Raw genomic sequence first — 21,952 nt, 5'->3', positions numbered from 1 at the left:
CACTATCGCGCAGGAGCAGCCTATTTGTCCAGCACGACCGCGGCGAGGGCCCGGGTAATGGGGCGCTTTGCGGCAAGGCTTTCGCGGTCCAGCGCTTCGACCACATCGCGCGCAGCAGCAAACGAACGGTCCATCCGTTTGAGCAGGTAGGGGATTACATCGGCTGGAGGCATCAATTGGCGATCAGCCAGCAATTTTACCAGTACCGCCGATAACAACGCGTCATCGGGCGCATCAATCGAGGCCTCCAGTGCGCCGCGCAGGCGGCTGACCAGATCAGGAAGGGTAAGCCCCCAATACGGGACGGCACCGGTGCCCGTCAACAACAGCGAATGACCTTCGGCCAAGACCATATTGTGCAGGTGAAAAAGGGCGGTCTGTGCGGCGGGGTCCTGGGCGATCAGGGGCACGTCCTCGACTGCGATGCTTTGCGCGGCCAGTGCGGGTACGTCATCGCTGCGCAGCTCGCGCGCCGAGATAATCCGCGCGGTCGCTGCATCGGCCCAGACATGGGTGAGGTGGGTTTTACCGGCTCCGGGCGGTCCGGTGAGCACCATCTTGGCACCTGACCAATTCCGCCAGTTTTCGATCATAGCCACGGCCATGGCATTGGAAGGCGCGACGAGAAAGTCGTCACGCCCATGTGCGGTGCGCACGGGCAGGTCAAGTCCAAGCTGTGTCGGCATATCAGAGAATGTCTTTATCAAGGGTGGCACCGTCTTCGGTGCCACGGTAGAGCATGCTGTGTTGGTATTGCTCAACAGCGAACCGCGCGATCACTCCCAGCGCCGCAGCCACGGGCACCGCGACCAACATTCCCACAAAACCAAACGCAGTCCCGAACACGGACAGCGCAAGGATCAGCCAGACAGGGTGAAGCCCGACCGAGTTGCCGACCAGCTTGGGCGTTAGGAAATTCCCTTCGATCATCTGGCCCAGCACAAAAATGCCGGCCACAATGCCCACAGACAGCCAATCGCCCCAGAACTGGAACAAAGCCAGCCCCATGGCCAATGTGCCGCCAATCAGCGCACCCAGATAAGGGATAAAGGTGACCAATCCCGCGATGAACCCGACAACAAGGCCGAATTGCAGCCCCACCAGCATCAGCGCAATCGCGTAATAGGTCCCGAGCACCAGACAGACCGTTCCCATGCCGCGAATGAACGAGGCCAGCGTGCGGTCGATGTCGCCTGCCAGACGGCGGATTACCGGCGCATGGTCGCGCGGCAGCAGGCTGTCTACCTTGCTCACCATCCGGTCCCAATCGAGCAGCATATAAACGGCCACCACAGGCACGATCACAAATAGCATCAGCACATTGATGATCCCAGCAGCCGAGCTGAGCGCGGTATTGAGCAGCTCCCCGCCACGTTCCTTGATCACCGTTCCGAGCGAATTGATCGAGTTTTGCAAGGTTGAGTCAGGTTCCAGCAAAGAGGGGAACCGTTCAGTAAAGAATGTGCCCATTCGACGGGTCAGATCGGGGGCGATTTCAAACAGGTTGATGGCCTGTGCAACCAGCGTTGGCACAACCAGAAGTGCCATAATCACAAAAGTCAGCAGAGCAACCACGGTGATCAGCATTGTCGCCATCACGCGGCTTAGCCCCATTGTTTCGAGCTTGTCCGCGACCGGATCCAGAAAATATGCAATCGCACTGCCCAGAACGAAAGGCAAAAGCACATCGCCAAGAAACAGCAGCAAAACGGCAAATACCAGCGCGACAACGCCCCAGTATTTCATTTGTTCTCTGATCGGCAGCGCCATGGCTTTCTCCTGAGTGTTTGCAATCTCATCGCCGATGCGGGGCGCTGTTTCAAGGGGGAAGGGGTGGGTCACCCTTTATTGCGCCGCCTTGCGGGCCGTATCACGCGGCCATAGATCATGCCGATGACGGTCGTTGTCAGCAGGGCGATGCAAAGGGCAAGCTTGCTCCAGTATTCCATGGTCCCGCTGATCAACAGGGCGTGGATTACGCTGCCCAGAACAATCAGTGTGGTGATGGCGAAATGGACCATTCGCCAACGCCGCAGGCCCATCCGTTTGCGCAGGCTCGTAAATACAACCGCTAAAAATACGCCGACCATCGCCAATACTCCCCAAACCGAAAAAGGTGTTGGTGAAACCAGCAACAATGCGTCGATCGTATCAGGCGGGCTCGTGAGGTAGAGCCCGCCCACATGCACCAGCACCGCGACCGCGATCAGGGGGCCGATGATGCGGTGGCAGTGGCGCGCGCGGCTGGTGCTGAGCCGTGGGAGCAGTCCTAAGCCCAGCAATGGCTGAAGCAACAGCGCACCAAGGATCGCAGCCCCCGCCAGGCCTGCTGCGATATAAGGTCCGTCACGGTAGGCCAGTAGCGGGCTGAATACTGCAAAGACAAAGGGCACGGTGACAAAGACTGCGACCGTGACCCAGATTGCGATTACCTTGATGACGGGTCTAGGCAGGGGCAAGAACGAAGTCGGCCTGCAAGGATGTGTCTTTCGGGCTGGACATAACAGGGCGCAGGAAGACCGTTTTGAACTGTGAATCATCATAGGCGAGATGCGCGTGGGGCTGGCCAAAGTTCGGCACGATCTGCGGCATTTCCAGACGGTATGTGCCGTCCGCTTGCGTGAGAACAGAACCGTGGTTGCGCGGTTCGCGCTCCCCGCCCAACGTCGTTGCGGCCCAAATCTGGATGCGGACCCCTTCCAGCGGGACCCCGTCACCGGCGCGGCGCACAAGGCCGGACATCTCGAAACCCTCGCCCAGCTTTTCAACCAATGGCGCCTTGGGGCTGTAGTTGTTCGACCCGCCGCGCATGGTTTGCGTAGGGCGTAAATCGGTCGCTGCAAAGGCGGGCAGGCCGGCCCCTGCAGCTGCGGTTATCAAACCGGTACTGATCAAAAATTTGCGGCGGTTGTAGTAAGGGGTCATCGGCATGTCGTTCACTCCAATTTGGCTCAAAGGGGTGGTGCGGCTGTTACCCGCTAAGATAGCAAGCACGGGCCAGCATTCAAGCATTCCGAAGGCGGTGTTGCGGTGCGGCACGCGGATCAATCTCTTTTTGCCTTGCTCACAGGGCGGTTGAAGCCTCTGCAATTTTTTGTGAGCAGGGGGCAGACCGGATTTAGCGGTGCCGCAGCGGCAGGGCTGGCCGGCTTTCGCATTTCCATTTCGGGCCTGCCCATGGCGCAGTAGTGATCCAGCGTGCCGTGGTCGCCGTGGGCTTGAATTCATTATTGTGCCCGCTGTAGAAGCCCCTGCAATGGCGCAGTCCGCTGGTCTTTGCCTGCGCACGCCTTATCTGCTAGGCGGAATGTTGGCCCGATCTCTTTGGGGGCTTGTGGTTACTGTTGAAAATCCTGCTTTGAAGAAAGCCCACGGCATGCAAACACCTTATTACCTGATCGACAAATCTCGCCTTCTGCCCAATTTGGAAAAGATCGCTTGGCTGCGCGAGGCATCCGGCGCTAAATGCTTGCTGGCGCTTAAATGTTTTGCCACGTGGTCTGTCTTTGACTTCATGTCGGAATATATGGACGGATCGACCTCTTCCTCCCTGTATGAGGTCCGCTTGGGACATGAGAAATTTCTCGGCGAAACCCACGCATATTCCGTGGCCTATGCAGACCATGAGATAGATCAGGTGCTGGCGTGTTCAGACAAGATTATCTTTAATTCCATCGGTCAACTGAGCAAGTTTTCGGATGAATCCGAGGGTCATATTCGCGGGCTGCGGGTTAATCCGGGGGTGTCTACATCCGAGTTCGATCTGGCCGATCCGGCGCGGCCTTTCAGCCGCTTGGGTGAGCATGATCCCGCAGCGATTGAGGCTGTGGCCGAGCAAATCAGCGGGCTGATGTTCCATAACAACTGCGAAAACGACAGCTTTGCGCGGTTCGACGAGATGCTAACGCTGATCGAGGATCGTTTTGGAGCGGTGCTGCACAAGATGGAATGGGTGAGCCTGGGCGGTGGTATCCATTTTACGGGTGCGGATTATCCGCTGGACCGTCTTGCGGCGCGCCTGAAAGAGTTTGCGCAGAAATTTGGTGTTCAGGTCTATCTGGAACCCGGCGAGGCCGCGATTACGGGGGCTGCGACGCTTGAGGTGACGGTGCTGGATACGATGCATAACGGCAAGAACCTCGCTATTGTCGATAGCTCGATCGAGGCGCATATGCTGGATCTGTTAATCTACCGTGAGCCGGCCAAGATCGCGCCGGATACAGGGGATCAGGCGTGGATGATTTGCGGCAAATCCTGTCTGGCCGGCGATATTTTCGGCGAATTCCGTTTTGATGTGCCCCTGAAAGCGGGTGACCGGCTTTCGTTTCAGGACGCGGCGGGATACACAATGGTCAAGAAGAATTGGTTTAACGGGGTGAAGATGCCAAGCATCGCGATCCGTGAACTCGATGGCACCACACGCATGGTGCGTGATTTCGACTACAGCGACTTTTCTGCAGCGCTGTCTTAAACTCACACTCAAAAGAGGTCTTTTGGAACTATGAAACGCAATGTTCTGATCATTGGCGCCGGTGGTGTCGCACAAGTCGTCGCGCATAAATGCGCGCAAAATAACGATGTTCTGGGTGATCTTCATATTGCGAGCCGGACCATCGCAAAATGCGATGCGATTATTGCCAGCGTGCATGACAAAAGCGCGATGAAACAGGCAGGTGTTTTTAAATCCCATGCCGTTGACGGTATGGACACTGCAGCTGTGGCGGCGTTGATCAAATCAACCGGCGTGCAGATCGTGATCAATGTCGGTTCGCCCTTTGTGAATATGACTGTGCTTGAGGCCTGTATACAGACGGGGGCCGCTTATATCGATACGGCGATCCATGAGGACCCGACGAAGATTTGCGAAACACCGCCATGGTACGGGAATTACGAATGGAAGCGCCGCGAGGATTGCGCTGCCGCAGGCGTGACGGCGATTTTGGGCGCGGGTTTTGATCCCGGCATGGTCAACGCCTTCGCCCGCTTTGCGGTGGATGAATTCATGGATACTGTCACCTCGATTGACATCGTCGACATCAACGCAGGCGACCACGGCAAATATTTCTCGACGAATTTTGACCCGGAGATCAACTTCCGCGAGTTCACCGGCACAGTCTATAGCTGGCAGCAGGGCGCGTGGCAGGAAAACAAGATGTTCGAGGTGGGCCGCGAATGGGACCTGCCGGTAGTTGGTAAACAAAAGGCCTATATGTCTGGCCACGATGAGGTGCATTCGCTTGCCGCCAACTACCCCGAGGCCGACATTCGCTTCTGGATGGGATTTGGGGATCACTACATCAATGTGTTCACCGTCCTGCAAAGCCTTGGTTTGTTGTCAGAGCAACCTGTGACTACGGCCGAAGGCCTAGAGGTTGTGCCGCTGAAGGTGGTCAAGGCCGTGCTGCCTGATCCTTCCAGCCTTGCGCCGAATTACACCGGAAAGACCTGTATTGGTGATCTGGTAAAAGGTACCAAGGACGGCGAAGAGGTCGAAGTGTTTGTCTATAACGTAGCGGATCACAAGGATGCGTATAACGAGGTAGGCAGTCAGGGGATTTCATATACCGCAGGTGTGCCTCCGGTGGCTGTGGCCATGTTGATTGCAGATGGCACATATGATCAAGGTACGATGTTGAATGTCGAAGAGCTTGATCCGAAGCCGCTGTTCACGTTGCTTGATACCATTGGCCTGCCGACGCGGGTGAAAGACGCGGATGGTGATCGGGCCTGGAATGCGCCCTTGTCCTAGGGGATGAGCATTTGACCTATTGGGTGGGGCCGCGTTGGGCCCTGCCTGCCTGATTGTCAGCCACGGAGCGAGCCCATGCGCACAGAATTCGACAGCGAACTTCAAGAGCGGTTGGTGCGCTATGCCGCCATCGACAGCCAATCCGATGAGAGCAGCGCAACCCAGCCCTCGACCCCTTGTCAGCTTGATATGAGCCGCCTTTTGGTGGCCGAGCTGGAGGAGATGGGCGCGAGCGATGTGGAACTGACTGACTACGGCGTGGTCTTGGCCACGATCCCTGCCACAGTAAACGGGCCCGTGATTGGTTTGTGCGCGCATGTAGATACCACGCCGCAATTCAACGCCACCGGCGTGAAGCCACGTGTGATTGCAGGCTATAACGGCGGCGAAATCACTTTTCCCGATGCGCCAGAGCGGCGGCTGGCGCCGGATATCTCACCGCATCTGGCTGCATGTATAGGGCATGATCTGATCACAGCGTCAGGCACAACTTTGTTGGGTGGGGATGACAAGGCGGGGGTCGCGATCATCATGACAGCGGCGCGTCATTTGTTGAAGAACCCGCAAATCCCGCATGGTAAGCTGCGCCTTGCCTTCACCCCCGACGAAGAGATCGGCCGTGGTGTGGACGCGCGCCTGCCTGCCGATCTGGCCTGTAATTTTGCCTATACATTTGACGGTGCGTTACCAGGTGAGGTGCAACATGAAACCTTTAGCGCGGATCGCGGCATAGTCACCGTTAAAGGGGTGTCCGTTCACCCGGGCTGGGCCAAGGATAAAATGGTCAATGCCATGCATTTGGCCGCGCGCATCATCGAGACTTTGCCACAAAAGAACATGACGCCAGAGACGACGGAGGGGTTGGAAGGGTTCATTCACGCCACCGACATTTCCGGCGGTGCGGATGAGGTCCGTTTGGGATTTATTCTGCGCGATTTCGAAAAAGAGGGATTGGTCAAGAAGCGTGAAATCTTGAGAGCGGTTTGTGAGCTGGTGGGATTGTCAGAGCCACGCGCCACGATCACCTGTGAGATCACGCCGCAATACCGCAATATGCGCTATTGGCTGGAGAAAAATATGACGCCGGTACATCTGGCGCATGCGGCGATCCGCGATGCCGGATTGGAGCCGGATGCCGTGGCCATCCGCGGTGGTACAGATGGCTCTCGGTTGACAGAAATGGGGGTGCCATGCCCGAATATCTTTACCGGTATGCAGGAAATCCATGGCCCGCTTGAGTGGATATCGGTGCAGGACATGGGCAAGGCAACGCTGGTGGCGCTACATCTGGTTCAGCGCGCGGTGGCATCGGTGTAATTGAGGGGCTAGCCCCTCAAACTCCCCAGAGTACTTGGAGCTAGAAGAAATAGGGAGATTGTGTCTGGCTGGGGTTTGGCTTAGGCAACTGTGGAAGTTTTCCAAGGAGCGTGAGCCATGCGTTTGAGCCGTTATTTCCTGCCTGTGTTGAAAGAAACCCCTTCCGAGGCACAGATCGTTAGCCACCGTTACATGCTGCGGGCGGGCATGATTAAGCAGAATGCAGCGGGTATTTATTCGTGGTTGCCACTGGGTTTCAAGGTTTTGCGCAAGTTGGAGAACATTGTGCATGAAGAGCAGATGCGGGCGGGGCACATTCCGATGTTGATGCCAACCTTGCAGTCTGCGGACCTTTGGAAAGAATCCGGGCGCTATGATGCCTACGGTCCCGAGATGCTGCGCATCAAGGATCGTCAGGATCGTGATATGCTTTATGGCCCAACCAATGAAGAAATGATCACGGATATTTTCCGCAGTCATGTTGGCAGCTATAAAGATCTGCCGATGACGCTTTATCACATTCAGTGGAAGTTCCGCGACGAGATGCGTCCGCGTTTTGGCGTGATGCGGGGGCGCGAGTTCTTTATGAAGGACGGGTACAACTTTGACCTGACCAAAGAGGATGCTTTGCATGCGTATAACCGCCATCTGGTGAGCTACCTTCGGACTTATGAGCGGATGGGTTTGCAAGCGATCCCGATGCGCGCGGATAGCGGGCCTATTGGTGGTGATGATACGCATGAGTTTCTGGTGCTTGCCGAAACGGGCGAGTCAGAGGTTTTCTACGACAGTGCCGTAACTGATCTGAAGTTCGGTGACCGTGAGATCGATTATGATGATCACGGGCAATGTGCGGCGGTGATGGAGGAATTCACCACCAAATACGCCCGCACGGACGAAACGCATGACGAGGCGTTGTTCAATGAAGTGCCCGAGGAGCGCCGCCGCGTGGCGCGGGGCATCGAAGTGGGTCAGATTTTCTATTTCGGTACTAAATATTCGGAATCGATGGGTGCTACTGTGCAGGGGCCTGACGGTAAGGTCGTGCCTGTGCATATGGGCAGTCACGGTATCGGCGTGAGCCGTCTTTTGGGCGCGATCATCGAGGCCAGCCATGATGATAAAGGGATCATCTGGCCTGAAGGGGTCACGCCATTCCATTGCGGGATTGTGAACCTCAAGCAGGGTGATGAAGAAGCTGATACCGCTTGTCAGGCGCTTTATGACAGCATCACGGCGCTGGGGCTTGAGCCTTTGTATGACGACCGTAATGAGCGGGCAGGCGGGAAGTTCGCCACGATGGACCTTATCGGGTTGCCATGGCGTATTACTGTTGGCCCTAGGGGCCTGAAAAACGGTGTGGTTGAGCTGACTTCGCGCCGTACAGGAGAGAGCGAAGAGATGCCGCCCGAGCAGGCCATCGCGCGGATTGCCGAAATCTACACCGGCCTTCAGGTGCACGGCATCTAAGAAAAACGACGCGCGGGCTGGACCTGTGCGGTAATTGTGCCATCCTTCAAATAAAGCGGAGGGTGGCACATGAAACAGCTGTTTGGTTTGTTGGCGGCATTGGCTTTGGCCAACGGAGCCAGCGCGCAAGGCGTGGTGCAAAGCGACAGAAACGCCCCGCATTTCACCCCTGCATGGCCAACCCAAACGCGTGCGCCTGCGGTTCAAAGTGGCGTCCAGTTGCAAATCGATATTTTAGCTGAAGGGCTGGACACCCCTTGGGGGATCGAAGTGTTGCCCGAGGGCGGATATCTGGTGACCGAACGCTCAGGCGCGCTGCGACTGGTGCGGGACGGTGTGGCAGGCGCGCCTGTCAGCGGGGTGCCAGAGGTGCTTGCGCAGCGGCAGGGCGGGTTGCTTGATGTTGCACTGGCCGAGGATTTCGAGACGAGCCGCGTTATCTATCTAAGCTATGCCAAGCCCATGGCCGAGGGGCAGTCTGCCACGGCGGCCGCGCGCGGGGTGCTGAGTTCGGATGGTCGGACCTTGAGCGACGTACGGGATATTTTTGTGCAGGACCCGCCGTCATCTAACGTGATTCACTTTGGTTCCCGTGTGGTGCCGCATGGCGGTGTTGTCTACATCACCACGGGGGAGCATTTCTCAAACCGCGAGCGTCAATTTGCGCAGGACCGAAACAAGACCTACGGCAAGGTGGTGCGGGTGCGTCCGAATGGGGGCGCAGCCGCAGGCAATCCCTTCGATAACGAAGTCTGGACACTGGGCCACCGCAATGTGCAGGGCGCTGATATTCGCCCTTCGGACGGCACGCTGTGGACGCTGGAGCATGGGCCTGCGGGCGGCGACGAGCTGAATAAAATCGCCGCCGGTGCCAATTACGGCTGGCCGGTGGTGAGCTATGGGGTCAATTATAACGGATCCGCCGTGGGCAGTGGCGAGGCGCGTGCACAGGGGTTTGTCGAACCGCAGTATTTCTGGGATCCGGTGATCGCGCCGGGAGGATTTGCCTTTTATGAGGGGGCGATGTTTGATGGCTGGCAGGGGGATCTTCTGGCGGCTTCTTTGAATCCTGGTAGTTTAGTGCGTCTACAACTTGAGGGGGACCGCGTTGTTGGCGAAGAACGGTTCCTGAACGGTGAAATCCGCGTGCGCGATGTCGAGATCGACCGCGATGGTGCGATTTTGATCCTTGATAACACCGATGGCCGGCTGTTGCGGTTGAGCCCCAAATAGCGGCTCATGATATGGCGCGGGCTTGATCTGGGCTGCGGGCGGGATTACCCCAAAGACCTGTTGGATGATTGGCATCTGATAAGTATTAAAGGCCGCCTTGGTGAGAGTGATGTATAGCCTATGATCTTGCGCGCACTGACATTGGCCGGCGGGCTTGCTGGCGCGGCCACGACCGCCCAATTTCCCGAATACTCCCAACAATATATCCAGCGCCTTGGCGGTGCGGTTGATGCATTGGGTAAAGTTGTGGCCGATTTTGATGCCTCGGCCACGGCGTCGGGTCTGTCGCGCGAAGAGGCTTTGGCACAGCTTCAAGGTACGGATTTTCTGGAGCGGCGACGCGCGGATATGACGCGCACCGTGACCCGCCATACACAGCTGAACCGTGACCTGGAGGTGCTCAAGGGGCAGGGGCCTTTTACCCGCGCCTACAACGCCAGCCGCTTTACAGATCCCGAGATTGCAAAGGCCGCGTGGCAGGCTTTTCAACCGGCGATCCCTGTGAATTTCGCAGGCCTTAGTTTTGCCGGCGTTGGGTTCTTTTTGGGGTTGATGGCGTTTTCTTTGCTGGGCGGGCTGCTGTGCTGGCCATTTCGGCGCAAGCGACTGGCCTGAACCCTACCTATCGGGCAATCGAGGGCACAAACCCGCGTGTTTCCCATCGCCTAAGCCTTGACCCTAGAGGTGCAAACCCGCAGTTTGCCGCAAACTGCCCGAGCAAGGACCAAAATGGCCAGTAGCACCCCCCCCTTCGCCCCGTTTGAATGGATGATCGCATGGCGCTATTTGCGTGCGCGCCGCGCTGAAGGTGGCGTCAGTGTGATGACGTGGATCAGTCTGATTGGCATTACCTTGGCGGTATTTGCGCTGATTGCCACATTGGCCGTGCGGTCGGGTTTTCGGGCAGAATTTGTCGATACTATTCTGGGCGCAAATGCCCATGTTACGGTCTACGAGATGGGCAGGATGCAACCGGGCGGCACGATCGACCGGACGATCCCCGATTATGAAACGCTCGCTGCTAATATCGCGGCTGTGGATGGGGTGACCCGCGCGGCCCCTATCGTGCGCGGGCAGGTAATGTCGACCTTTCAGGGCAACAATGCGGGCATGGAGGTATTCGGCATCAGCGCGGATGACCTTGCCACGATTCCGCGCATTGCCAATCCGCAAACCGCACAGGGCGATATTGCACGGTTTGGCGAAGGCATCGCCATTGGGTCGGGCATAGCGCGTACATTGGGTGTGCAGGTGGGGGATATTATCCGTCTGATTTCACCTGATGGGGTCAAGACGGCATTTGGCACATCGCCTCGTGTGAACGGCTATGAGGTGACGTATATCTTCACGGCAGGGCGCTATGACATCGACCGAACCCGTGCCTATCTTCCGCTGGAGGAGGCGCAAAGCTATTTTAACTCTGAAGGCGCGGTGAACGAGATCGAAGTCATGGTTGCCGATCCTGATAGGGTGGATGATCTAAGCCCTCAGATTTTGGCAGCAGCGGGGGATACGGCACTGATCTGGACGTGGCGCGAAGCGTCATCCGGCTTTTTGAATGCGCTGGATATCGAAGACAATGTGATGTTCGTGATCCTGTCGATCCTAGTGCTGATTGCCGCGATGAACATTGTGTCGGGGCTAATCATGCTTGTGAAAAACAAGGGGCGCGATATTGGCATTTTGCGCACGATGGGCCTGTCCGAGGGGTCTGTCCTGCGGGTGTTTTTCATTTGCGGTGCGTTTACGGGGATCATCGGCACGGTGATGGGGGTGATTTTCGGCTGCCTTTTTGCGCTTTATGTGGATCAGATATTTGGCGTGGTGAATTGGCTGGCAGGCGGCAATGCGTGGGACCCCTCCATCCGCGGTATCTATTTCCTGCCCGCTAAGCTGGAGTTCGGCGATGTGATGAGCGCGGTCTGCCTTTCACTGGGGCTGTCGTTTATCGTGACCATTTTTCCCGCGCGCCGTGCGGCCCGCATGAACCCTGTAGAGGCGCTGCGTTATGAGTGATCCCACCCTACGTCTGTCCGGCATTACCAAAGCTTATAACCACGGTAAGCCCAATGAGGTCACGGTGCTGCGCGGTATCGACCTTGAGGTCGCGCGCGGTGAGGTTGTGGCGCTTGTGGCCCCCTCTGGAGCGGGTAAATCCACCCTGCTGCACATCGCCGGTCTGCTCGATACACCGGATGCGGGGCAGGTCGAGATCGCGGGCACGGATATGACAGGCAAACGAGACGGTGCGCGCACAGCGGTGCGCCGCAGCGATGTGGGCTTTATCTACCAGTTCCACCACCTGCTGCCCGAGTTTTCGGCGCTGGAGAATATCGTGCTGCCGCAACTTGCCAACGGGGTTTCGCGCAGTTCAGCGCAGACCCGCGCGATGGAGTTGTTGGAGCAGGTGGGGGTGGCTTCGCGTGCGGCTCACCGCCCCGCAGCGCTGTCAGGTGGCGAACAACAGCGCGTCGCCTTTTGCCGTGCGCTTGCCAATGCGCCAAAACTCCTGTTGGCGGATGAGCCGACGGGTAACCTTGACCCCGACACCTCCGAGACCGTGTTCGCGGCGCTGATGGCGCTTGTGCGCAGCACGGGGCTGTCGGCTCTGATTGCCACCCACAATCTTGAGCTTGCCGGCCGTATGGATCGACAAATTCGTCTGGATCAGGGCGCGCTTAGCAGCAAATAGGCGTCGTGTGATTGCCAAGGGGGAGGGGCAATAGGCTCGTTTGCCCGTCTGCATTCAGGTGCAGATATTTTCGAGATCAATGCCGTCCCACGGCAGGCCCACATCATAGGCAGGGCTCTGCGGCAGCGGGGCGACAGGCATGACTTGGCTCACCAGCGCGTGCAGCCGCTGGGTCCGCGCGCCCGCAGGGTTGAGCGCACGACAGCAAACCATCTCCTCCACAATTGATCCTTGCTGCTCATATCCGAAGTCGAGGAATTTTTGATCCGTCAGCTCAAACAGATAGGGGTCGCCGCCGGGGGAATGCTCAAACGCGGCTTTGAGCGGGGTGTAGCCGGTGGTTTTACGGTTTTGCCATTGCCATACATGGGTCAATTCATGGCTCAGCAACATCGCCGCGACCAGCCCGACGCGGTCAGGGTAGTCGGGCAAGTAGTCGTCCAGAAACCAGTCCTTGTCGAACAGAACAGTGTTATAGATCGCGACTGCTGCGGGTTTGGTGGTGACGATCTGCTCCTCTGGCGGATTAGGTGGAAAAATCAGCTCCCGACAGGTCGTGCGCGGGCGCGGTTTGCGCCGAAACGTCACCGCCCGCGTCGGCGCGCCGTCATGCAGGCGCACGCGGTCATAGTTAAGCGTGGGACCGTGGATGTCGGCGGCAAAGGCACGCTCGGCCTCGGTGAGCGGGCGACCACAAGAGGCGAGGAATAACAAAGAGATCAGGAGAATACGCATACCCGTATCTGAAGGGGCAAGGCGGTTGAGCGCAAGCGCAATTGTTTCCAATTCCTCTCACAAGGGTGTGCAACGGTGATGGATGCCCCCCTGTTTGTTTCAGATATCTGTCCCCATCTCATTATCAGATCGCAGGGCCATACAGGTCCCGCGGCACGCACCGCAGCCCAAGGCTGCTTGGAAAGGAAATTGATATGTTGAGAGTACTTGCACCAACCGTTGTCGGATTTGTCGCTTTGATGGGCGTCTGGGGGATCACTGCCCTGACCTACAGCGGGGTTGTTTAGAGGCTTTGCCTTACCTCCCCCGAAGTATGTAGTTAGGCGTCCCAGGGGCGCCTAACTTTTGTTCTACGGTTATTCAATAAGCGATTTGGGAATTAGAGTTCCCGGATAGTTGCCGCATTCAGCAGTCGCTTAATAACAGCAGGCCAATAGATTAGATAAGCAAGGCCGAAAGTCACGATGGTCAGGAGAAGCCAAATAAGCGCATGTCCAAGAATGGCATCAAAAGTCACCTCGACATTTACTTTTCCGACGGCATTTCCTGCCGGATCAACGAGAGTACAACTGTTAAGGGGTGCCTTCACAAAGTAGTAGGGCAGAATAAAAAGCGCTAATCCAAAAGTCATTACCGACAGCAATATCCAGAGAATGAGCTGGATAATCGCTTCAGTGACGGAAAAGTCGCATTTAAGTTTATAGCCGTTGAGTTGCATGTATATCCCCCCGCATTTGAAAATAAATTCAACCTATGAGGGGGCTTAGGCGATTTGTAAAGATAGTGCTCGTATCGAACCTATTTGAGACAGATCGCCCGTCAAACATCCAACTCTTCAACAAAACGCGCGTTTTCCTGAATGTACTGGAACCGCAGCTCGGGCTTTTTCCCCATCAAACGCTCCACCAGATCGGAGGTCTGGCCGGGCACGTCTTCTTGCACCGAGACTTTGATCAGTTTGCGTGTGGCCGGGTCCATAGTGGTTTCTTTCAGGTCCTTCGCGTCCATCTCGCCCAGACCCTTAAACCGTTGCAAATCAATTTTGCCCTTCCCGCCAAGGCCTGTCTCCAATAGCGCGTCTTTTTCCGCGTCATCGGCCACATAGACGCGTTTGGCCCCTTGGGTCAGACGGTAGAGCGGCGGGCAGGCCAGATAGAGATGGCCGTTGTCGATCATCGGGCGCATTTGGGTGTAAAAGAACGTCATCAACAGCGCCGCGATATGCGCGCCGTCGACATCCGCATCAGTCATGATGATGATCTTGTCGTACCGCAGGTCTTCGAGCTTGAATTTCGTGCCCATGCCCACACCCAAAGCTTCGCACAGGTCGTTGATTTCGGCGTTGGTGTTGAGCTTGCCCGAGGCCGCACCCAGCACGTTGAGGATTTTACCCTTAAGCGGCAGCAAGGCCTGGTTCACGCGGTTGCGCGCGCCTTTGCCGGACCCACCAGCCGAGTCGCCCTCCACGATAAACAGCTCCGTGCCTTCGCGGTTCTTCGAGGTGCAATCCGTGAGCTTGCCGGGCAGGCGCAGCTTTTTAGTGGCAGATTTGCGCGCGGTTTCTTTTTCCTGACGGCGGCGCAGGCGTTCTTCGGCGCGCAGCACCAGGAAATCAAGGATCGCGCCCGCGGATTTTGTGTCGGCCGCCAGCCAGTTGTCAAAGTGGTCGCGCACGGCGTTTTCCACCATGCGCTGTGCGTCAACCGTGGCAAGCCGGTCTTTGGTCTGGCCCACAAATTCGGGCTCGCGGATAAAGATTGATACCAGTGCACAGCCGCCGGTGACCAGATCTTCGCGCACGATTGTCGCGGCCTTTTTGTTGCCGACCAATTCACCGTAGGCTTTGATCCCCTTGAGGATCGCGGCCCAGAAACCGGCCTCATGGGTGCCGCCTTCGGGCGTGGGGACGGTGTTACAAAACGACTGAATGAACCCGTCGCGCGAAGGGGTCCAGTTAATGGCCCAGTTTACCTTGCCGGGCTGGCCGAATTTCTCTTTGAAATCCACAGTGCCGCCAAAGGGCGCTTCGGCATAGGTGGAGGAGCTGGTCAGCACCTCATTGAGGTAATCGGACAGACCATTGGGAAAGTGGAATGTTGCCTCTTGGGGCATGTCGCCATCGGGCTGTGCGGATTTCCAGCGAATCTCGACGCCCGAGAACAGGAACGCCTTGGAGCGCGCCATGGAGAACAGGCGCGAGGGGCGCAGTTGTTGGTTGCCGAAAATTTCAGGATCAGGGTGGAAGGTGACCGAGGTGCCGCGACGGTTCGGGGCAGCGCCGATTTTCTCTAGGCTGCCCTGAGGCACACCGCGGGAGAATTCCATCGCAAAGAGTTCACGATTCTTGGCCACCTCAACCCGCAAATGATCGCTCAGCGCGTTCACAACCGAAGAGCCAACACCGTTCAGACCGCCGGAGGTTTCATAGTTGTCGCCCGAGAATTTGCCACCTGCGTTCAACGTACAAAAGATGATCTCAAGCGCGGATTTGCTGGGGTCTTTGGGGTGCGGGTCAATCGGGATGCCGCGCCCGTTGTCGCGCACGGTGACATGGCCGTTTTCATGCAGCTCCAGCTCGATCCATGTGGCGTGACCGGCGACGGCTTCATCCATCGAGTTGTCGATGATCTCGGCCACCATGTGGTGCAGGGCGCGGTCGTCCTTACCGCCGATATACATGCCGGGGCGCAGGCGGACGTGTTCCATATCCTCGAGCACCTGGATCGAGGAGGCGTCATAGGCTTTTGGTTCAGAACCGTTGCCGGAGAGGAGATCGGACATAGGATTTCGCCTGCTGCTGTTGCTTTTGATTGAGGGTCATTTTGACAGGCTGTGCGGGTCGGGGCAATCGCCGTGATGAGATAATCCACAGGCAAATTAGGCCGTGAGGGCGGATTTGGGCGAAATTTCTCCTTTGGGGGACCGAAAAAGGGGGGCGGCTGCGGATGTGGGTGGCGCAATATAGTGGTTACAATTCTTCTCTGTTCGCAGGGGCACAGAAGGTCTAGGAGAGGGTTATGCAAAACACCATGACCCACCGCGGCCACGTCCGCGCCCTTGTCGTTCTTGGCCTGCCTCTGGTGGGGGGGCATCTGGCGCAGATGGCAATTGGCGTGACTGACACTGTCATGATGGGGTGGTACGGGGTCGAACCTTTGGCAGCGGTGACGCTGGCGTCGACCTACTTCTTTGTGCTGTTCATTTTCGGATCAGGCTATGCTGCGGCTGTGATGCCTATGGTGGCGACTTTTCACGCCGAAGGGGACGAGACCTCGATCCGGCGCACGGCACGCATGGGGCTATGGCTGAGTTTCGGGTTTAGCCTGCTGACGTTGCCAGTGCTTATCTATTCCGCGCCGATCCTGCGGCTGATGGGACAACAAGAGCCGGTGGTGGTGTTGGGAGCACGATACCTCTCGGTGGCTGGATGGGGCATCATACCTGCACTTTTTGTGATGGTTCTCAAATCCTACTTGGCGGCGCTGGAGCGAACAAAAGTCGTGCTGTGGATTACGGTCCTTGCGGCAATAACCAATGCGTTGGTGAATTACGCGTTGATTTTCGGTAATTGGGGCGCACCAGAGCTTGGGGTCACAGGTGCCGCGATAGCGTCGGTCGCCACACAGTTGGTGTCGCTTGTTGGTATCGTGATTTACGCGCGTCTGGCGTTGCCTGAGCATGATCTGTTTCGCCGTCTTTGGGGGGCAGATTGGGATATGCTAAAGCGGGTGTTCCAATTGGGCTGGCCTATATCAATCACCTTGCTCAGCGAGGTTGGCCTGTTCGCGGCCTCGGCCGTTATGATGGGGTGGTTAGGGACGGTGCCCTTGGCCGCGCATGGTGTGGCGTTACAGCTTTCGGCTTTGACATTCATGGTGCATCTGGGGCTGAGCAATGCGGCCACGGTGCGCGCAGGCAATGCATTGGGGCGCGCGGATGCGGCCCATCTGGCACGGGGCGCTTTGGTGGTCACGGCGGTTTCATTTTCTTTTGCAGCCGCGACAGTGCTGGTTTTCTTTCTATTCCCCGAATTCCTGATCGGGATCTTTATTCTGAACGATAATCCGGTCCGCGCCGAGATTCTGCAAATCGGCACCGGCATTTTGTTTATGGCAGGGTTGTTCCAATTGGTGGACGGTATGCAAGCGGTCGGGTTGGGTGTGCTGCGCGGAGTCCAAGATACACGGGTGCCGATGATCTGTGCTGCCATCAGCTATTGGGGCATTGGCGTGCCCTGTTCATATCTGTTGGGGTTTGTATTCGGCTTTGAAGGGGTTGGCGTTTGGGCCGGTCTGGGGATCGGGCTGGGCGTGGCGGCAATCCTGCTCAATGGCCGCTTTTGGTGCAATGTGCTGCCGCGCATCGTTAGGGCGCAAGCCAGCTAAGGCCGTATCAGGATCGTGACAGCCGGTCTGCTTTTTTGCGCACCAATGTGCTGCGCAAATCATGCATCGCGAGCAATAGCTGATCGGTAACCGCTTCGAGCTGGTCGTCGGTGGCGCGCGACTGCACCCAATGGGCGGTTGTGTTCAGATAGTCGATGGCCCGGAATATGTCGTCGATTTCGCGGTGTGCCAACGTCTTTGCACGGTCTTCCATCCAGTCCTTGATCGCGTCGATGTCGGCCTGTGATAACTTGCGGTCGCCCTGTGACTTGATCTCGCCGTTGCGCATGTTGATGACTGCGATCTGGTCCATTTCGATCCGCCGCTGGCGGTTTTCGGTATCCAGCCGGAAGACAAATGCGCCGTTTTCACGGACGCGAAAGTAATATTCTGGCAGCGTATCAGCCATCACGTGTCCCCCCGGATTGATCTGGTCGTTCCTGTGTAAAATGGCACAGCTTACAGTGTCAGGCACGACCTGTCTGCTATACCGCCCCCTTTCCTATCCGGAAGTGTGGGGAAATCAAGTATTTGCTGGTGTTATGTACTGGTCGGTCAATAAATGTGTCGTGCAGGCCCCACTGTACCAGGGCACCGGGGGCCTGCGCGGGATATCAGCTTAATTTTGCACAGAAATCAGTAATCCGCTTGCATGCTTCCGTGAGGTTTTCATCCGAGGTGGCATAGCTGACGCGGAAGTTCGGGCTCAGTCCGAAGGCCGCACCAAAAACAACAGCAACGCCTGTTTCCTCAAGCAAGGCAGTGGCAAAGATCTCGTCGTTCTCGATCAAAGTCCCCGCGGCGCTGGTTTTGCCGATCAGACCCGAAATCGAGGGATAGACGTAGAAAGCGCCTTCGGGCACGGGGCAGGTGATGCCGTCAATGGCGTTGAGCGCATCCACCACCAGATTGCGCCTGCGTACGAATATCTCGTTGTTGGGGGCGATGTAATCCTGGGTCCCGTTCAACGCCTCGACCGCGGCCCATTGGCTGACCGAGCAGGGGTTGGAGGTGGATTGTGACTGGATCTTGCGCATCGCACCGATCAGCTTTTCGGGCCCTGCGGCATAACCGATGCGCCAGCCGGTCATGGCGTATGCTTTGGACACGCCGTTCACGGTAAGCGTGCGGTCATACAAGGCGGGCTCTACCTGTGCAGGGGTGCAGAATTTGAAATCATCATAAGCCAGATGTTCATACATATCATCCGACATGACCCAGACATGGGGATGGCGCAGCAACACATCCGTGAGCGCCTTGAGCTCGTCCCAGGTGTAACCGGCACCTGTCGGGTTGGAGGGCGAGTTAAAGATCAGCCATTTGGTGTTGGGGGTGATTGCGGCCTCCAACTGCTCTGGGGTCATCTTGAAGTTTTGCTCGAGCTGGCATTCCACAACGACCGGTGTGCCGCCGGCCAGCAGGACCATGTCAGGATAGCTTACCCAATAGGGGGCAGGGATGATGACCTCTTCGCCGGGGTTCATGGTCGCCATCAGCGCATTATACAGCACCTGCTTGCCGCCGGATGAAACGCTCACCTGGGACGGGGCATAGTCAAGCGCATTGTCCCGCTTGAACTTGGCACAGATTGCCTGCTTGAGTTCGATGATGCCGTCCGGAGCCGTGTATTTGGTCTTGCCCGCAGCGATAGCGGCGACAGCGGCATCTTTAATGTTCTGCGGCGTGTCAAAATCGGGCTCACCGGCACCAAGGCCGATCACGTCACGGCCTGCGGCCTTGAGTTCCTGCGCCTTTGTCGTCACCGCGATGGTGGGTGATGGTTTGACGCGGGCAAGTGTACGGGAGAGCAGTTCCATTTCGGCCTCTTTACGCTATATATGGTCTCAGCACTCATAGGGGGTCGTGCCCCGCAGTTGCAAGCGCTTTGGCGCGTGCAGTACCCGCAAGGCGTGCAGGCAGGCGCACCTGTGTAAAAGGAGATCAATATGCCCGAACTTGATGATATCGCCGACACAACCGATTGGTACGCGCCCGATGTGGCCACCTTTGGCGATCGCGTCGCGTCAGCCCGTGACGCGGCTGGCATGACACAGGCGGTGCTGGCGCGGCGGCTGGGCGTGCGTGTTGCCACGTTGCGCGCATGGGAGAACGACGCAGCCGAGCCGCGTGCGAACCGTTTGTCGATGCTGGCAGGGTTGCTTAACGTGTCCATGATGTGGCTGATCAACGGCGAGGGCGAAGGGCTGGATGGTCCTGATGAGGCGGTCCCGCTTTCGGGAAATGCGGCGGATCTGTTGGGTGAAATGCGCGCGCTTCGGGTAGAGCTGGGCCAACGGGCCAAGCAGGTGGCCGCATTGGAAAAACGCCTGCGCGCTATTTTGACGGAGCCTACCGATGTTTGAGATGCCAAAACCCGACCGCCCCGTAGATGAGCCCCGCGAGGTGCGCATCAAACGGCTTGCTATGCGATCAATGCGGCGGGGGATCAAAGAGATGGATCTGATCCTGTCGGCCTATGCCACAAAGCATCTTGATAAGATGAGCGATGCCGGTCTGACGCTTTATGATGATCTGCTCGATGAGAACGATCATGATCTTTACCAGTGGGTGACAGAGCAAAAGCAGCCCGATCCGGCCTATAGTGATTTGATCAAAGATATCCAAACTCATGTAGCGCAACAATAATATAGTCTGATATCTTTTAACGAAATCTTCTGACTTATTGGGCAATCTGCCTATCAGAGCCACAAGAGTCGGAGAGACGTATGAGTATTCAGGACCCCATTGGTCTGCCAGCCAATGAGAAAATGCCCCTACCAGAACAGGGCTTTATGAGCGGATATCTGGAGGCGCTCTCTCTGGTGGAGCGATTGCATCGTTTGCTACTGGATGTGATCAAGGATGAATTCGAGCGTGTGGGCGTGTTGGAGATCAACGCCGTGCAGGCGCTGCTTCTTTTTAATATCGGGGATAACGAGGTCACCGCCGGTGAGTTGAAAAGCCGTGGATATTATCAGGGCAGCAACGTCAGCTACAACCTCAAGAAACTGGTCGAGATGGGATATATGCACCATCAGCGCTGTGAGGTAGATCGCCGTTCGGTTCGGGTACGCCTGACAGAGCAGGGGCGTTACATCCGCGATGTCGTGGCTGAGCTGTTCTCGCGGCATGCCGGCGGATTGGAAGATCGCGGTGTTTTGGGGCCTGAGGGGATCGTGGACATCACTGCATCGCTCAAACGGGTTGAGCGGTATTGGACTGATCAGATCCGCTATATCTATTAAGACGTGCGAGCAGGCGGGGCAGGTGGGTTTGTTACTGCCTGCCCTCCCGCATAAAAGATGTTTGAGGGGCGTTATCGCGGTATGGTTTGTAACCATGTGACCTGCATGGTATTGTAGGTGATGTGGAAAACTGACGGCCCCTCTGAATGAAGCTTGCATCCTTTGTTAAAGGGCCGCTGGGCGTTGGTAAAACCGACGACAAAAGGCGGGCCACCTCCCTACTGAAGTATGTTTGGCGCATGAGCGGCTGGCATCAGGTGTTTGCCTGCTGCGGTGCGGTTTTCGTGACGTTGCTAAACCTGATCCCGCTTGAGCTACAACGCAGGATCGTGAACGAAGTGGTTGAGCGGCAGGATGTGTCCCTGCTGATAAAGTTCGGGACGATGTATGTGGTTGTCATCCTGCTGCACCAGATTTCCAAATTTATTTTCCGGCTTTATCAGGGGTGGTTGACCGAAAGCACCACATTCAGAACGCGCAGCCACCTGTTAAAGGTCTATGACAAAAGCCTTGATGAGGCGGACGGCGAAAGCGATAGCGGGCGTGCGGTTTCGATCGTCGGGGCCGAGGTTGAAAAGCTGGGCGGGTTTGTTGGCGAGGCTTTGTCGCAAGCGTTTGCCAATGTGGCGATGCTACTTGGTGTTGCGATCTATATGTTCGTTATCCAGCCGGAGATCGCGGTTTTCGCGCTGGCAGTTCTATTACCGCAGGTCATCCTGACACCGGTGGTGCAGCGGCGATTGAACGATCTGGTGGAGAAACGGATTGGCTTGCTGCGGGATATGGGCGACGAGATATCCGAAATGGACAATGAGGCGCATGAAAAGCAGCTGTCGGTTGTGACCGAGATTTACATAAACCGGATGAAGTTCATTATTTTGAAACATGCGATGAAATCGCTGCTTAACCTGTTGAACGCGCTTGGCCCGATCTGTGTTTTGCTGTTTGGCGGATATCTGGTGATGACAGGCGAAACGCAGGTAGGCGTGATCGTCGCATTCCTGTCAGGCTTTGACCGTCTATCCTCTCCGGTGCGCGAACTGATCGGATTTTACCGTGTCGCAGCCCAAGCCAATGTGCAGCACCGGCTTGTGTTGAAATGGATGCGTAGCCGCTAGGGGGATCA

General features: G+C 57.0%; 22 protein-coding genes. 13 read left to right on the top strand and 9 right to left on the bottom strand.

Annotated features, from left to right (window positions below; genetic code table 11):
- Positions 1-20 precede the first annotated feature (20 nt).
- The 4 genes from ABJM03_RS05470 to ABJM03_RS05455 form a co-directional block, all read right to left on the bottom strand.
- A complete protein-coding gene (locus ABJM03_RS05470) occupies positions 21-686 on the bottom strand; it encodes a chromosomal replication initiator DnaA (RefSeq protein WP_348416622.1) in 666 nt (221 codons plus the stop codon).
- Between the two features lies 1 nt (position 687).
- The gene (locus ABJM03_RS05465) at positions 688-1,770 is read right to left on the bottom strand and encodes an AI-2E family transporter (protein ID WP_348416156.1); all 1,083 of its coding nucleotides are present in this window, start codon (positions 1,768-1,770) and stop codon (positions 688-690) included.
- A 68-nt stretch (positions 1,771-1,838) separates the two neighbouring features.
- A complete protein-coding gene (locus ABJM03_RS05460; protein ID WP_348416154.1) occupies positions 1,839-2,459 on the bottom strand; it encodes a ferric reductase-like transmembrane domain-containing protein in 621 nt (206 codons plus the stop codon).
- Positions 2,446-2,925, bottom strand: coding sequence for a twin-arginine translocation pathway signal (locus ABJM03_RS05455; protein WP_348416621.1), 480 nt, complete (start codon positions 2,923-2,925; stop codon positions 2,446-2,448). The genes ABJM03_RS05460 and ABJM03_RS05455 overlap by 14 nt, the downstream gene beginning before the upstream one ends.
- A gap of 451 nt (positions 2,926-3,376) precedes the next feature.
- Between ABJM03_RS05455 and ABJM03_RS05450 the strand changes: the two genes are divergently transcribed.
- From ABJM03_RS05450 to ABJM03_RS05415, 8 genes are all read left to right on the top strand, one after another.
- A complete protein-coding gene (locus tag ABJM03_RS05450) occupies positions 3,377-4,471 on the top strand; it encodes a carboxynorspermidine decarboxylase (protein ID WP_348416152.1) in 1,095 nt (364 codons plus the stop codon).
- Positions 4,472-4,501: 30 nt separating this feature from the next.
- Positions 4,502-5,749, top strand: coding sequence for a saccharopine dehydrogenase family protein (locus ABJM03_RS05445; protein WP_348416150.1), 1,248 nt, complete (start codon positions 4,502-4,504; stop codon positions 5,747-5,749).
- A 75-nt stretch (positions 5,750-5,824) separates the two neighbouring features.
- On the top strand, positions 5,825-7,066 hold the full coding sequence (gene pepT, locus ABJM03_RS05440; protein WP_348416148.1) for a peptidase T: 1,242 nt from the start codon (positions 5,825-5,827) through the stop codon (positions 7,064-7,066).
- 117 nt (positions 7,067-7,183) lie between these two features.
- Positions 7,184-8,536 (top strand): proline--tRNA ligase, encoded by a 1,353-nt coding sequence (proS, locus tag ABJM03_RS05435; protein ID WP_348416146.1) that lies wholly within the window; start codon positions 7,184-7,186, stop codon positions 8,534-8,536.
- A gap of 69 nt (positions 8,537-8,605) precedes the next feature.
- Positions 8,606-9,769, top strand: coding sequence for a PQQ-dependent sugar dehydrogenase (locus tag ABJM03_RS05430; protein WP_348416144.1), 1,164 nt, complete (start codon positions 8,606-8,608; stop codon positions 9,767-9,769).
- Positions 9,770-9,889: 120 nt separating this feature from the next.
- Positions 9,890-10,384 carry a DUF2937 family protein gene (locus ABJM03_RS05425; RefSeq protein ID WP_348416142.1) on the top strand — a complete coding sequence of 165 codons (495 nt, stop codon included), beginning with the start codon at positions 9,890-9,892 and terminating at the stop codon, positions 10,382-10,384.
- 114 nt (positions 10,385-10,498) lie between these two features.
- Positions 10,499-11,785: a lipoprotein-releasing ABC transporter permease subunit gene (locus ABJM03_RS05420; RefSeq protein WP_348416140.1), complete on the top strand. Its 1,287-nt coding sequence runs from the start codon at positions 10,499-10,501 to the stop codon at positions 11,783-11,785.
- Positions 11,778-12,461: an ABC transporter ATP-binding protein gene (locus tag ABJM03_RS05415; protein ID WP_348416138.1), complete on the top strand. Its 684-nt coding sequence runs from the start codon at positions 11,778-11,780 to the stop codon at positions 12,459-12,461. Before ABJM03_RS05420 ends, ABJM03_RS05415 begins: the two co-directional genes overlap by 8 nt.
- 54 nt (positions 12,462-12,515) lie before the next feature.
- Here ABJM03_RS05415 and ABJM03_RS05410 read toward each other — a convergent pair whose 3' ends face one another.
- The 3 genes from ABJM03_RS05410 to ABJM03_RS05400 form a co-directional block, all read right to left on the bottom strand.
- Complete coding sequence (locus tag ABJM03_RS05410; RefSeq protein ID WP_348416620.1) at positions 12,516-13,196, bottom strand: hypothetical protein; 681 nt, start codon at positions 13,194-13,196, stop codon at positions 12,516-12,518.
- A 379-nt stretch (positions 13,197-13,575) separates the two neighbouring features.
- Complete coding sequence (locus ABJM03_RS05405; protein ID WP_348416136.1) at positions 13,576-13,914, bottom strand: DUF6693 family protein; 339 nt, start codon at positions 13,912-13,914, stop codon at positions 13,576-13,578.
- A gap of 101 nt (positions 13,915-14,015) precedes the next feature.
- Positions 14,016-15,977 (bottom strand): DNA topoisomerase IV subunit B, encoded by a 1,962-nt coding sequence (locus tag ABJM03_RS05400; protein ID WP_348416134.1) that lies wholly within the window; start codon positions 15,975-15,977, stop codon positions 14,016-14,018.
- A 236-nt stretch (positions 15,978-16,213) separates the two neighbouring features.
- Here ABJM03_RS05400 and ABJM03_RS05395 point away from each other — a divergent pair, with 236 nt between their 5' ends.
- A complete protein-coding gene (locus tag ABJM03_RS05395; protein WP_348416133.1) occupies positions 16,214-17,581 on the top strand; it encodes an MATE family efflux transporter in 1,368 nt (455 codons plus the stop codon).
- Between the two features lie 7 nt (positions 17,582-17,588).
- Here the strand turns inward: ABJM03_RS05395 and ABJM03_RS05390 are convergent, their stop codons facing one another.
- Complete coding sequence (locus tag ABJM03_RS05390; protein WP_348416131.1) at positions 17,589-17,990, bottom strand: hypothetical protein; 402 nt, start codon at positions 17,988-17,990, stop codon at positions 17,589-17,591.
- 205 nt (positions 17,991-18,195) lie between these two features.
- Positions 18,196-19,398, bottom strand: a complete 1,203-nt coding sequence (locus tag ABJM03_RS05385; protein ID WP_348416130.1) for a pyridoxal phosphate-dependent aminotransferase — start codon at positions 19,396-19,398, stop codon at positions 18,196-18,198.
- A 147-nt stretch (positions 19,399-19,545) separates the two neighbouring features.
- Here ABJM03_RS05385 and ABJM03_RS05380 point away from each other — a divergent pair, with 147 nt between their 5' ends.
- The 4 genes from ABJM03_RS05380 to ABJM03_RS05365 all read left to right on the top strand — a co-directional run bounded on the left by ABJM03_RS05380 (position 19,546) and on the right by ABJM03_RS05365 (position 21,944).
- Positions 19,546-19,944: a helix-turn-helix transcriptional regulator gene (locus ABJM03_RS05380; protein ID WP_348416619.1), complete on the top strand. Its 399-nt coding sequence runs from the start codon at positions 19,546-19,548 to the stop codon at positions 19,942-19,944.
- A complete protein-coding gene (locus tag ABJM03_RS05375) occupies positions 19,937-20,227 on the top strand; it encodes a succinate dehydrogenase assembly factor 2 (RefSeq protein WP_348416129.1) in 291 nt (96 codons plus the stop codon). The genes ABJM03_RS05380 and ABJM03_RS05375 overlap by 8 nt, the downstream gene beginning before the upstream one ends.
- A gap of 80 nt (positions 20,228-20,307) precedes the next feature.
- Positions 20,308-20,826, top strand: coding sequence for a winged helix DNA-binding protein (locus tag ABJM03_RS05370; protein ID WP_348416127.1), 519 nt, complete (start codon positions 20,308-20,310; stop codon positions 20,824-20,826).
- Between the two features lie 146 nt (positions 20,827-20,972).
- Positions 20,973-21,944, top strand: a complete 972-nt coding sequence (locus ABJM03_RS05365) for an ABC transporter ATP-binding protein (protein ID WP_348416125.1) — start codon at positions 20,973-20,975, stop codon at positions 21,942-21,944.
- Positions 21,945-21,952: the final 8 nt, after the last annotated feature.

Source organism: Sulfitobacter sp. (genome assembly GCF_039977885.1).
Lineage (GTDB): Bacteria > Pseudomonadota > Alphaproteobacteria > Rhodobacterales > Rhodobacteraceae > Sulfitobacter.
Note: the sequence above shows the minus strand (reverse complement) of the source record. Positions and strands in the feature narration are given on the sequence as shown.